The organism is Pseudomonas sp. TH31 (assembly GCF_016650815.1).
GTDB lineage: Bacteria > Pseudomonadota > Gammaproteobacteria > Pseudomonadales > Pseudomonadaceae > Aquipseudomonas.
The window spans coordinates 612,201-623,912 of sequence record NZ_JAEKEZ010000006.1; the positions used below are offsets into that span (position 1 = coordinate 612,201).

Here is an 11,712-nt window from a genome sequence, read left to right on the forward strand (position 1 = left end):
GTGTACACCCGTAGGAGCTGCCGAAGGCTGCGATCTTTTGATCTTTCTTTTAAGCCAGTTTCTGGGCAAGCACCGCAATATGCTCCGGCCCAATCCCGCAGCACCCGCCCAAATGACTGGCCCCACGCTTCTGCCAATCGGCGGCCCAGTGTAGATAACCCGGTGGGTCCAGATCCTCGCGCAACGGGTCGAGCCCGTCGTTGGCCGTCGCCTCTTTCGGTTGCGGCGGGAAGGCATTGGCGTACGCGCCGATATGAATATTCACCCCCAAGCGCTCGAACGTTTGCCGCGCCACATCTATCGCCGCGCCGATCACTTCCGGCTGGCTGCAGTTGAACAGCAACGTCTCGACGCCCAGCTCAGCCGCCACTGCCGCCGCCTCGGCCACCGGCTCACCGGAACGCAAACGCGGCACCTCGTCGGTGTCTTCATCCTTCAAGGTAAACGACAGCCAGAACGGCTTGCCGTCCTTTGGCAGACCGGCGTGGATCGCCCGCGCCTCGACGATTGAGCTCTGGGTTTCCGCCAGCCACAAGTCAACGTGCGGCGCGAGTCCCTTCACCAGTGGCGTCAGCAATTCAGTGACACGATCAGCGTTGAACAAGTCAGGACGGTAAGAACCAAAAAGCGGCGGCAATGACCCGGCCACGCGTACCGGTTTGCCAGCCGCCTCGACTGCACGCCGCGCCAACTCACCGGCCAATGCCGCGAGAGCCTGACCTTCAGCGGCAAAACGCTCTTCGCCAATATGGAACGGCACCACCGCGTAGCTGTTGCTGGTGATGACGTTCGCACCGCTCTCGATGTAAGCCGCGTGCACCGCCTCTACCGCTTGCGGTGCTTCGCTCAAGGCCAGTGCCGACCATTCGGGCTGGCGGAACGGCGCACCTGCGCGCTGCAGCTCTCGGCCCATGCCGCCATCCAAAATCACTGTGCTTGCTGCGCTCATATGCTTTTCACTCATATGCTTATGAAAATAACTCACTACCAGAGTAGTTCTTATAACTATTTAATACGCACCATTCGGTTAATAACAACCATTTTTTATCAGGGATCGACTGTGAAATTCCAACCGCTACTGGCCCTGGGCCTGACGATTCTGGCTGCCTCCACCCAAGCCTTCGGCGGCGCCACGCTCGATCGCGTCGAGCAAAAGAAAGAACTGGTGGGCGTGTTGATGGAGAGTTATCCACCATTCTCGTTCCTCAATGACCAGAACCAGCTCGACGGTTTCGACGTCGATGTGGCGAAAGCCGTGGCTGAGAAACTCGGGGTGAAACTGCGCCTCGAAACGCCGTCCTGGGACGTGATTGCCGCCGGTCGCTGGAGCGGTCGCTACGACATTTGCATCTGCTCCATGACCCCGAGCAAGGCCCGCGCCGAAGTCTTCGACTTCCCGGTGGAGTACTACGCTTCGCCGGCGGTGATCGTGGTCAACGCCAAGGATGATCGCATTCACAACGCCAAGGACCTGAGCGGCAAGAAAGTCGGACTCACCAGCGCTTCCAGCTACGAAAGCTACCTGAACAAAAACCTGGTGATCGAAGGCGCCGAAGACACGAAATTGCAGTACCCGTTCGAGGACGTGCAGATCGCCCCGTATGACACCGACAATGTCGCCTTCCAGGACCTGGGCCTGGGTGCCGGTGTTCGACTGGACGCGATCCTCACCAACCTGGTGACCGCGCAACCGCGCCTGAACGAAGACCAGCGCTTCAAACTGGCCGGCGACCCGCTCTACTCGGAGCCAAACTCGGTGGCTATCGAAAAGGGCGACGCGCAGTGGGACGACAAAGTGCGGGCAGTCTTCGCCCAGCTGAAACAGGACGGCACGCTGAGCAAGCTCTCGCAAAAATGGATCGGCGCCGATATCAGCCAATGACTTCTTTCCCGACACCTCCCCAGCCACCGCAACCGGTGGCTGAGTCGCGGCTGCAACGGCTCTTCGGTTTCCGCACGCGTCTGTACCTGACCTGGGCGGCGATGCTCGGCTTGTTCGCCAGTTTCTTCCTGAGCTTCGACCTGAAGTTCTCGATCATCCTCGACAAACTTCCGAACCTCGTCGGCCTGCACCTGGCGCCCAACGGCTTTCTGCAAGGCGCGGCGCTGACGTTGTTTCTGTGCCTGTGCTCGATCGTCGCCTCGTCACTGCTGGGGTTCATCACCGCCCTGGCGCGGCTGTCGAAAAGCGCCGTGGCGTTCGGGGTTGCGAGTTTCTATGCCTCGTTCTTTCGCGGCACGCCGCTGCTGATCCAGATCCTGTTGATCTACCTCGGCCTGCCGCAGCTGGGCGTCGTGCCGGGCGCCATCGCGGCCGGGGTCATCGCCCTGTCGCTGAACTACGGCGCCTACCTGAGCGAAATCTTCCGCGCCGGCATCCTCGGCGTCCCCCACGGCCAACGGGAAGCGTCACTGGCGCTGGGCATGCGCGAAACCGTGATCTTCTGGCGCGTCACCCTGCCCCAAGCCATGCGCACCATCATCCCGCCGACCACCAACCAATTCATCTCCATGCTCAAGGACTCGTCGCTGATCTCGGTGATGGGGGTTTGGGAAGTGATGTTTCTGGCGCAGTCGTATGGGCGGTCGAGCTATCGCTACATCGAGATGCTAACGACCGCAGCGGTGATTTATTGGGTGATGTCGATTGGATTGGAGCTGGTTCAGGCAAGGATGGAGCGGCACTACGGGAAGGCGTATTTGCATAACCGATAACCCCCTTTATTCGTGGTGACTTGGTAACAGTGACTCGGCTAAAAACACGCAAAAAAGGGGAGCACATGCCCCCCGAGGTTTAAAGCGCTGTATCGAGGCCGTTATCTCAGCCTTCGATCTCAATCAGGATTTCGCCCGGATTTACCCGGTCGCCCTTGGCCACGTGGATGGCGATGACCTTGCCGGCGATGGCCGCCTGGACTTCGGTTTCCATCTTCATTGCTTCGGTGATCAGCACGGCTTGCCCGGCTTTCACGGTGTCGCCTTCCTTAACGAGCACATCGACGATGTTGCCCGGCATGGTGGTGCTGACGTGACCCGGTGCCGTGGCTTGCTTGCGCTTACTGCTGCCGCCGCTGACGAATTCGTTAAGCGGTTCGAACACCACTTCTTCCGGCATGCCGTCGATGGTCAGGTAGAAGTGACGCTTGCCTTCAGCCTTGACGCCGACACCGGTGATGTCGACGCGGTAGGTTTCGCCGTGGACGTCGATGACGAACTCGGTCGGTACGCCTTCGCCGCCGACCGAGGCCACGCTGCCGGTTTCAGGAATCGGCAACAGTACTTCCGGGGTCAAGGTGCCGGCGTTGCGTTCTTCGAGAAACTTGCGACCGATGTCCGGGAACATGGCGTAGGTCAGCACGTCTTCTTCAGACTTGGCGACAGCACCGATTTCGGCACGCAGCTTGGTCATTTCCGGCTTGAGCAGGTCGGCCGGACGAACGTCGATCACCTCTTCGCTGCCGATGGCCTGGCGACGCAGTTTCTCGTTCACCGTGCCCGGCGCTTTGCCGTAGCCGCCTTGCAGGTAAAGTTTCACTTCGTTGGTGATGGTTTTATAGCGCTCGCCGGCCAGCACATTGAAGAACGCCTGGGTGCCGACAATCTGCGAGGTCGGGGTCACCAGCGGCGGGAAGCCGAGGTCTTCACGAACCCGCGGGATTTCCGCCAGCACTTCGCTCATGCGGTTCAGCGCGCCCTGCTCTTTCAACTGGTTTGCGAGGTTGGAAATCATCCCGCCCGGCACCTGGTTGACTTGAACACGGGTATCGACAGCGGTGAACTCACTTTCGAACTGGTGGTACTTCTTGCGTACGGCGTAGAAGTACAAGCCGATCTCTTGCAGCAGTTCCAGGTTCAAACCGGTGTCGAACTCGCTGCCTTTAAGGGCGGCGACCATCGATTCGGTGCCCGGGTGGCTGGTGCCCCAGGCGAAGCTGGAGATCGCGGTGTCGATGTGATCGGCACCGTTTTCGATGGCCTTGAGTTGGCACATCGCGGCCAGACCCGCAGTATCGTGGGAGTGGATGAACACCGGCAACGATTGCTCGCTTTTCAGTGCCTTGACCAGTTCGCCAGTGGCGTAAGGGGTCAGCAGGCCGGCCATGTCCTTGATCGCCACCGAGTCGCAACCCATGGCCTCCATTTGCTTGGCTTGCGCCACGAACGCCCCAATGGTGTGCACCGGGCTGGTGGTGTAAGCGATGGTGCCCTGGGCATGTTTGCCGGCGGCTTTCACCGCTTCGATGGCCACGCGCAGGTTACGCACGTCGTTCATCGCGTCGAAAATGCGGAACACGTCGATGCCGTTGACCGCTGCTTTAGCGACGAAGGCTTTGACCACGTCGTCGCTGTAATGGCGGTAACCCAGCAGGTTCTGGCCACGCAGGAGCATTTGCAAGCGCGTGTTAGGCAACGCCGCGCGCAGTTGGCGCAGGCGCTCCCACGGGTCTTCTTTAAGGAAGCGTACGCAGGCGTCGAAGGTCGCGCCGCCCCAGCACTCCAGCGACCAGTAGCCGACTTTGTCGAGCTTGTCGCAGATCGGCAGCATGTCTTCGGTGCGCATGCGGGTGGCGAGCAGCGATTGGTGGGCGTCGCGCAGGATGGTGTCGGTTACGAAGATTTTTTTACTCATTGTTCTATTCCTCACAGGCCTGCGTGGGCGGCGATGGCGGCAGCGATGGCCAGGGCCAGCTCTTCGGGTTTGCGCTTGATCGAGTAGTTGGTCAGTTCAGGGTGGCTTTCAACGAAGCTGGTGTTGAACTGGCCGCTACGGAATTCCGGGTTGCGCAGGATTTCCTGGTAGTACGCGGCGGTGGTCTTGACCCCTTGCAGACGCATGTCGTCGAGGGCGCGCAAGCCACGGTCCATCGCCTCTTCCCAGGTCAACGCCCACACCACCAGTTTCAGGCACATGGAGTCGTAGAACGGCGGAATGGTGTAGCCGGTGTAGATCGCCGTGTCGGTCCGCACGCCGGGGCCACCGGGTGCGTAGTAACGGGTGATCTTGCCGAAGCTCGGCAGGAAGTTGTTTTTCGGGTCTTCGGCGTTGATCCGGAATTGCAGCGCGAAACCACGGTGCTGGATGTCTTCCTGTTTCACCGAAAGCGGCAGGCCGGACGCGATGCGGATCTGCTCACGCACAATGTCGATACCGGTGATTTCTTCGGTGATGGTGTGTTCCACCTGCACCTGGGTGTTCATCTCCATGAAGTACACCTCACCCTCGGCGAGCAGGAACTCCACGGTACCGGCGTTCTCGTAACCCACAGCCTTGGCCGCACGCACCGACAGGTCGCCGATGTAGGCGCGCTGCTCCGGGGTCAGTTGCGGGCTCGGGGCAATCTCGATCAGCTTCTGGTTACGGCGCTGGATCGAGCAATCACGCTCGAACAGATGCACGACGTTGCCAAAGCTGTCGCCGAGGATCTGCGCTTCGATGTGCTTCGGATTGACGATGCATTTTTCCAGGAACACTTCCGCCGAACCAAAGGCCTTGGTTGCTTCGGAAATAACCCGTGGAAAAGCTTGTTCGAGATCTTCGCGGCTGTCGCAGCGACGGATACCACGACCACCACCACCGGAGGTGGCCTTGAGCATGACCGGATAACCGATACGGTCGCCTTCGACCAAGGCTTCGGCGATGTCCGCGACGTTGCCTTCGGTGCCCGGCGTGACCGGCACACCGGCCTTGATCATGCTGCGACGTGCTTCTGTCTTGTCGCCCATGCGGCGAATGACTTCAGCCGATGGACCAATAAACTTGATGCCGCGCTCTGCGCAGATATCTGCCAGTTCAGCGTTTTCCGAGAGAAATCCGTAGCCGGGATGCAACGCATCACAACCGGTTTCCACCGCCAGGTTCACCAATTTTCGCGCATTCAGATAACCGGCCAGTGGCTCGGCACCAATGCTGTGGGCCTCATCCGCACGCTTGACATGCAAGGCATGGCGGTCGGCGTCGGAATAGATCGCGACCGAGCGAATGCCCATCTCGGCGCAGGCACGCACGATGCGTACGGCAATCTCACCACGGTTGGCGATCAGGATCTTTGTTATCACTTGGAGGTTCCCTTGAGCCGGTGGTACCCACGACCTGCTAGACCAGGTCGACGCGTGACTAAATGTTTCAATTTAGTCGCAGCCCCACACTAGCCCCCATGAGGGATTAACAAAAATGATTAATAATTGGGTCAGGCATAAGTAAAGACTTATAGTTGATTCACCGGCCCGTGGTGAGAGCACCTATAAAATGCGTAAGTCCTTGATGCGTATGACATTACGTCAATTACAGATCTTCAATGAAGTCTGTGATTTGAGGTCCTACAGCCGCGCGGCTGATGAAATGTCCCTTACACAACCTGCCGTGAGCCTACAGATTCGTCAACTCGAGGAGCTGATTGGCCAGCCTTTGTTCGATTACGTCGGCAAAAAACTCTACATGACCGAGGCGGCCGAAGCCCTTCAACGCGCCAGCCGGGACATTTTCGGGCGCCTGGAAAACCTCGACATGCAGCTATCGGACATGCAGGGCTCGCTGCAGGGCCAACTGAAACTCGCGGTGGAGTCCAGTGCCAAGTATTTCGTGCCGCACTTGTTTGCCGCGTTCAAGCGCCAGCACCCGGAAGTGAACCTGCACCTGACCGTCGTGAATCGCGGCCAGGTCATCCGGCGCCTGTCGGACAACCGCGATGACCTGGTCATCATGTCGATGGTGCCGCAGGACATGGGCCTGGAGTTCCTGCCGTTCCTTAATAATCCGATCGTGGCCGTGGCGCCACCGGATCATCCGCTGTGCCACATGGGGCCACTGCGCTTGCAGGATCTGGAGCCTTACACGCTGCTGATGCGCGAACCAGGGTCCGGTACGCGGATGGCGTGCGAAGAGTATTTCAAAGAGAAGCGCGTGCACTTCACACAGACCCAGGAGGTCGCGTCGGCTGAAGCCCAGCGTGAGTGCGTACTGGCCGGCCTGGGCGTCGCGCTGTTGACGCGCCACGCCCTGAACCTGGAGTTGGCGACCGGCGGACTCATTGAGCTGCCGGTCGAAGAGCTGCCGCTGTATCGCAGCTGGTGCCTGGTGCAGGCCAAGGCTAAACGCCTGTCACCGGTGGCTCACGCGTTCCTTGCGTTTATCCGCAGCGAGCGGGTGCAGATCAGCGCGCTGGTTGAGCGTTTCGACGGGAAGCTACGGGAGCTGCCTGCCAATAGTTAAGTTCCAGCTCATCAGGAAAATCGCCAATCTCGGCTAGAAGCTGACGACGTTCGCAGCGATCTTCGATAGCGCGGCGAAATTCCATGCGACGCTGGTCTTCTTGCTGACGACGGGTTTTCAGGGCGCTGTTGCGTTCTTCGTAGGGCTGGGCCATTTCGAGTCTCCCAAGGCGAGTACGGGAGTTACACGATGAACGCGGGGGATGACGGTTTGGCGGCGGGCGGGTTACAGGGATGTGAATATTGGCGGGTTATGCAGGCAGCCCAAAAGCAAAGATCGTCCGAACGCGGGCCGCGTTCGGACGATCTTTGATCTTAGTCGTCCAGCGCTTTCACCGACTTGGGCGACAGCCGCAGGCTACGAAGGCTGCGCTTGACGCTCTTGAGGTGGTTAACCAGGCTCGGCCCACGTGCCATGGCCACGCCCATGGCCAATACGTCGATCACCACCAGGTGAGCGATCCGCGAGGTCAACGGCGTGTAGATTTCGGTATCTTCGTGCACGTCAATCGCCAGGTTGACGGTCGACAGCTCGGCCAGCGGCGTCTGGCTCGGGCACAGGGTGATCAACGAGGCGCCGCTTTCACGCACCAGGTTGGCCGTGATCAACAAATCCTTGGAACGCCCGGACTGGGAAATACAGATTGCCACGTCGGTCGGCTTCAACGTTACCGCCGACATTGCCTGCATATGCGGGTCGGAATAGGCCGCTGCAGTCAGCAGCAATCGGAAGAATTTGTGCTGGGCGTCAGCCGCCACTGCACCCGACGCGCCAAAGCCATAGAACTCGACGCGCTGGGCCTGAGACATGAGCGACACCGCCCGCTGCAACTCGACCGGATCAAGCTTCTCGCGAACCTCCATCAACGTGTGCAACGTGGTGTCGAAGATTTTCAGGCTGTAGTCAGCGACCGAATCGTCTTCATGAATCGCGAACTGCCCGAAGCTCGCTCCGGCCGCCAGGCTCTGTGCCAGCTTCAGCTTCAAGTCCTGGAAACCGGAACAACCGATGGCGCGGCAAAAGCGCACGATGGTCGGCTCGCTGATGCCCACACTGTGGGCCAGGTCGGCCATGGAGCTGTGCATCACCGCCGCAGGATCAAGTAGCACATGGTCGGCGACCTTGAGCTCCGACTTGCGTAACAGGTGGCGTGACTGGGCGATGTGTTGCAGCAGATTCAAAGGGGTCGACTCTTTGTTATTGGCAGGTGCCGGGGATGTAGCACGCTTGTAGTTATACTACATGAATCGGCTTTTTGCCTGCTCAATGCGTAACTCGATGTCCCCATTCCACACGTCATACACCCCATGTAGCACCTTTGGCCCTCGTAGCAGCTGGCGCAGCCTGCGTTTGGTTCGGACCGCGTTCGGACGCAGCAGTCGTAAACCTGAGCAGCGGATTTTCCTGTTAAACCACGTAACGCCCATTCACGACTGCTTCGTCCGAACGCGGCCCGAACCAAACGCAGCCTTCGGCAGCGGCTACAGGAGATTCGTGTCGTGACGCAGGAGCTCAGCCAGATCGGCGGCTTCCACCGGCCGACTGATCAAATAACCCTGCACTTCATCGCAGTGCTCGGCCTTCAAAAACGCCAGTTGCTCTTCTCGCTCCACACCTTCAGCCACGACCTTCAGCGACAAGCCGTGAGCCATCGCGATGATCGCCCGGGTGATCGCCGCATCCTCACCGCCCTCCCCCACCCCACGGATAAACGCCTGATCGATCTTCACGTAATCCACCGGAATGCGCTTGAGGTAGCTCAGCGACGAATACCCGGTGCCAAAATCGTCGATCGCCAGCTTTACGCCCAGATCGCGCAACTGCTGGAAGGTCGCGATGATGTGTTCGACGCTGTCCAGCAACTGGCTTTCGGTGAGTTCCAGTTCCAGGTAATGCGGCGCCAGGCCTGTCTCCTCAAGCACCTGACGCACCAGGCTGACCAGTTTGCCCTGACGCAACTGATGCACCGACAGATTGACCGACACGCGGATCGGCTCAAGCCCCTGTCGCTGCCACTCGCAGGCTTGCCAGCAGGCCTGACGCAACACGAACTCGCCAATCGGGCCAATCAGCCCGATTTCCTCGGCCAGCCCGATGAAATCCCCCGGCGGCACCCGGCCCATGGTCGGATGGTCCCAGCGCACCAGGGCTTCGGCAGCATTCAGCCGGCCGGAGGCGAGGCACAGCTTCGGCTGGTAAAACACCTTTAGCTGCTTTTCTTCGATGGCTTTGCGCAGTTGGTTTTCCAGCTGAAAACGCTCAAGGGTGCTGGCTTGCAGGCTGTCGGTGTAGAACTGGAAGTTGTTGCCGCCCAAATGTTTGGCATGTTGCATGGCCATGTTCGACTGACTGACCAACGCGGAAATTTCTCGCGCGTTGTCCGGCAACATGCTGATGCCCATGGACGCGCTGACCACCAGCTCATGGCCGTCGATCGTTATTGGCAAGCGCAGCTTGGTCGACAAGCGAGTCGCCACCCGTGCCAGGCTCGACAGGTTGCCGTAGGCATCGAATAGCACGGCGAACTCATCGCCGGAGAGCCGTGCAATGGTGTCCGCCTCGGGCAACGCATTGACCAGTCGCCGAGCCATTTTCTGCAACAACTGGTCGGCAACTTCATGGCCAAGACTGTCATTGAGCAACTTGAAACGATCGAGATTGATGTGCAGCAGTGCCAGACTGCGCCGGCCGCCCTGACGCACTCGCAGATGGGCCTCGCGCAACCGTTCGCGGAACAGCGAGCGGTTGGCCAGGCCCGTGAGTTCGTCGTAACGGGTCAGGTAGCGCATGCGTTCTTCGGATTCGCGCCGGGCGGAAAGATCGGCGAAGAAGCCGACAATATGACTGACCTTTCCCCGGGAGTCGCGCACAGCATTCAGTTGCAGCCACTGCGGATAGAGCTCGCCGTTCTTGCGGGTTTCCACCAGCTCGCCTTGCCAACTGCCCTGTTGCTCCAGCGCCTGATGAATGGTCGTGTAGTGCCGGCGGGCATCCCGGCTGCAAGGCAACTCGACGACATTACGTCCGAGCATGTCTTCGATGTCGTAGCCAGTCACCCGGCTGAAGGCTTGGTTAATGGCGATCAGCGCGTAATTCGGGTCGAAGATCACAATGCCTTCGCTGGCCGCTTCGAACACCGTCGCCGCCAGTTGCCGTTGCTCCTCCTGGACTTTGCTGGCACTGATGTCGCGGCGGGTGCCAACCATACGGATCACCCGGCCATTTTCACTTCGCTCCACCGCCCGGCCACGGTCTTCGATCCAGACCCAATGGCCGTCGCCATGCCGCACGCGGTATTCGATCTGATAATCCTCGGTGCGACCCTTCAAGTGCTCGACCAGCGCGCGTTTGAGGGACGGTACGTCGTCAGGGTGCAGCCGCGGCCGCAGATGGCTGAGCATGGCAGTCACGTACTCCGGCGCCAGGCCGAACAGTTCCTGAATCTGGGTGTGATGGACCTCATCGGTTTGCAGGTTCCAGTCCCACAGCCCCAGTTCGCTGGCCTTCAGTGCCAACGCTAGACGGGCTTCGCTCTTGCTCAAGGCTTGGGTGGCGGCGCTGAGCTCATGACCGCGCTCGGCAACGCGATTTTCCAGTTCGACCTGGGCTTCACGCAATTCGTCTTCGGCGCGGCGGCGCTGGTCGATTTCCTTGGCCAGTTCATGATTGAGTTGGTCGCCCTGGCTTTGAGCGAGCTGCAAATGCTCGATCAACGCCTGATTCTGGAAGCGCCGCAACAAGCCGCGATCAATCAGCCGATTGACCTGCCAGGCCACCACGCTCAACGCCCCCAGCAGAATCAGCCCGAACCAGCCCCACCCATGCTGTTGTTCATCGCCGCCCCAAAACATATAGCCAATGGCCGGCAGCAGACAGGGTAGGGTAAAGGAGAGAAACGCCGGCAGGCTGACCGCGTAGGCCACGCTGGCCGAGAGTGCCGCAGCGCCGATCAGGCCGAACACCCAGGCTTGCTGGATAAACGTGTCGGCGGGCACCAGGGCAATGCCGGCACCAGCAAGGGTCAGGCCCGTCATGGCCGAGCCCAGCAAAAACATACGAATCCAGATCGGATGGGCCTGACGATTGGGAATCGCCGAATCAAAGGCTGCCACTTGGATCACGCGCAGCGCCACCAGCGACAACAACCAGACCAGCCAGATGCTGACCAGGAAATAGCGCTGCGGGCTCCAGAGCAAACCGGCGCAGACCAGACCGTTGATCAGCATGAACAGCGTCGGCAACAGCGAGCCCTGGTAAAGCAGGCGCGTGCGTTCGACCGCCATTTCCATGGCGTACTGTTTGCGGATGACCCGGGCTCCACAGAAGGGCCCGACAGGTCGGTGCTGAGGGTCATAGGCAATTTTCTTGTTCTTATAATGAGCGTGGTGAGCCCGAATTGTGCACGGAGCATACACAAGCAATGGCCGGGACCAAACTGCCCCGGATCATAAAATCGACAAAATTCCGCTCTCCGGTTACCCCCTCAAAACCCTGGGAACGAG

General features: G+C 59.8%; 8 protein-coding genes and 1 pseudogene. 3 read left to right on the plus strand and 6 right to left on the minus strand.

Features of this window, described 5'->3' with window-relative positions; genetic code table 11:
• Positions 1–49: 49 nt before the first annotated feature.
• Positions 50–949 carry a homocysteine S-methyltransferase family protein gene (locus tag JFV26_RS05945; RefSeq protein WP_201190606.1) on the minus strand — a complete coding sequence of 300 codons (900 nt, stop codon included), beginning with the start codon at positions 947–949 and terminating at the stop codon, positions 50–52.
• Between the two features lie 111 nt (positions 950–1,060).
• Between JFV26_RS05945 and JFV26_RS05950 the strand changes: the two genes are divergently transcribed.
• Together JFV26_RS05950 and JFV26_RS05955 are read left to right on the plus strand one after the other, a co-directional pair.
• Positions 1,061–1,882 carry a transporter substrate-binding domain-containing protein gene (locus JFV26_RS05950; RefSeq protein WP_201190608.1) on the plus strand — a complete coding sequence of 274 codons (822 nt, stop codon included), beginning with the start codon at positions 1,061–1,063 and terminating at the stop codon, positions 1,880–1,882.
• Complete coding sequence (locus JFV26_RS05955; RefSeq protein ID WP_201190609.1) at positions 1,879–2,715, plus strand: amino acid ABC transporter permease; 837 nt, start codon at positions 1,879–1,881, stop codon at positions 2,713–2,715. Before JFV26_RS05950 ends, JFV26_RS05955 begins: the two co-directional genes overlap by 4 nt.
• A 106-nt stretch (positions 2,716–2,821) precedes the next feature.
• Here JFV26_RS05955 and oadA read toward each other — a convergent pair whose 3' ends face one another.
• Together oadA and JFV26_RS05965 are read right to left on the minus strand one after the other, a co-directional pair.
• A complete protein-coding gene (gene oadA, locus JFV26_RS05960; protein WP_201190616.1) occupies positions 2,822–4,630 on the minus strand; it encodes a sodium-extruding oxaloacetate decarboxylase subunit alpha in 1,809 nt (602 codons plus the stop codon).
• 11 nt (positions 4,631–4,641) lie between these two features.
• A complete protein-coding gene (locus JFV26_RS05965) occupies positions 4,642–6,057 on the minus strand; it encodes an acetyl-CoA carboxylase biotin carboxylase subunit (protein WP_201190618.1) in 1,416 nt (471 codons plus the stop codon).
• 190 nt (positions 6,058–6,247) lie between these two features.
• On the opposite strand from JFV26_RS05965, the gene JFV26_RS05970 reads away from it, so the two are divergent.
• Positions 6,248–7,210, plus strand: coding sequence for a LysR family transcriptional regulator (locus tag JFV26_RS05970; RefSeq protein WP_201190620.1), 963 nt, complete (start codon positions 6,248–6,250; stop codon positions 7,208–7,210).
• On the opposite strand, the gene JFV26_RS05975 is transcribed toward JFV26_RS05970, so the two are convergent.
• From JFV26_RS05975 to JFV26_RS05985, 3 genes and pseudogenes are all read right to left on the minus strand, one after another.
• A complete protein-coding gene (locus JFV26_RS05975; RefSeq protein ID WP_201190622.1) occupies positions 7,152–7,364 on the minus strand; it encodes a PA3496 family putative envelope integrity protein in 213 nt (70 codons plus the stop codon). The two genes, JFV26_RS05970 and JFV26_RS05975, sit on opposite strands and share 59 nt — an antisense overlap.
• A gap of 160 nt (positions 7,365–7,524) precedes the next feature.
• Entirely contained in the window at positions 7,525–8,391 is an 867-nt protein-coding gene (gene hexR, locus JFV26_RS05980) for a transcriptional regulator HexR (RefSeq protein WP_008027445.1), read from the minus strand.
• A 300-nt stretch (positions 8,392–8,691) separates the two neighbouring features.
• A pseudogene (locus tag JFV26_RS05985) lies at positions 8,692–11,564 on the minus strand (EAL domain-containing protein).
• Between the last annotated feature and the right edge of the window lie 148 nt (positions 11,565–11,712).

Coding starts and splice junctions, on each gene's coding strand:
- JFV26_RS05970 (WP_201190620.1), top strand. CDS start 6,248: ATGCGTAAGTCCTTGATGCGTATGACATTACGTCAATTACAGATCTTC.
- JFV26_RS05945 (WP_201190606.1), bottom strand. CDS start 949: ATGAGCGCAGCAAGCACAGTGATTTTGGATGGCGGCATGGGCCGAGAG.
- JFV26_RS05975 (WP_201190622.1), bottom strand. CDS start 7,364: ATGGCCCAGCCCTACGAAGAACGCAACAGCGCCCTGAAAACCCGTCGT.
- oadA (WP_201190616.1), bottom strand. CDS start 4,630: ATGAGTAAAAAAATCTTCGTAACCGACACCATCCTGCGCGACGCCCAC.
- JFV26_RS05955 (WP_201190609.1), top strand. CDS start 1,879: ATGACTTCTTTCCCGACACCTCCCCAGCCACCGCAACCGGTGGCTGAG.